Source organism: Microvirga arvi (assembly GCF_016892765.1).
GTDB lineage: Bacteria > Pseudomonadota > Alphaproteobacteria > Rhizobiales > Beijerinckiaceae > Microvirga > Microvirga arvi.
Window position 1 is genome coordinate 1 of record NZ_JAFEMD010000211.1, and the last position, 819, is coordinate 819.

Annotated in this window: 1 protein-coding gene; it reads left to right on the plus strand. The window is 66.5% G+C overall.

Annotated elements, in window-relative coordinates; all coding sequences use genetic code 11:
* Positions 1 to 5: 5 nt before the first annotated feature.
* On the plus strand, positions 6 to 819 hold an 814-nt coding region (locus tag ILT44_RS30565), incomplete at its 3' end, for an ISNCY family transposase (protein ID WP_239468656.1).

The window sequence follows — 819 nt, forward strand, 5'->3', positions numbered from 1 at the left end:
TGCTGATGAGCAAACGAGAACTCAACCGGATCGACATCCTGGCGCGTCTGGAGAGCGGCCGCCTTACCCCCGCCGCGGCCGCCGAACTGCTGCGGGTCAGCGAACGTCAGGTCTACCGCTTGCAGCGCCGCTTCCGCGAGGACGGGCCAGCCGGGATCGCCGACCGCCGCCGCGGCCGTCCCTCCAACAATCGTCTGCCGGAAGCCCTGCGGGACCATGCCGTCAGCCTGGTACGGCAGCATTATGCAGATTTCGGCCCAACCCTGGCGGCCGAGAAGCTCGAGGAGCGCCACGCTCTGCGGATCTCCCGCGAGACACTGCGCACCTGGATGATCCGGGCTGGGCTCTGGTTGCCGCGCGCCGAGCGCAAGCGCTTTCATCAGCCGCGCCACCGCCGTGAGCATCTGGGTGAGCTGATCCAGATTGATGGCTGCGAGCACCGCTGGTTCGAGGACCGCGGCCCGCCCTGCACGCTTCTGGTGTTCGTGGACGATGCCACCAGCCGCCTGATGGCGCTGGGCTTCGTGCCGTCGGAAAGCGCGTTTGCGTACTTTGAGGTGCTGCAGCGCTATCTTGAGACGCACGGCAAGCCTGTGGCTTTCTACTCCGACAAGCATTCCATCTTCCGGGTCAACAAGGCGGAGGCGGCCGGAGGCGATGGCATGACCCAGTTCGGCCGCGCCTTGGCGGAGCTCAACATCGAGATCATCTGTGCCAACTCCAGTCAGGCCAAGGGGCGGGTTGAACGGGCGCATGCCACCTTGCAGGACCGGCTGGTCAAGGAGCTGCGGCTGGCCGGCATCAGCGATCTGGAGGCCG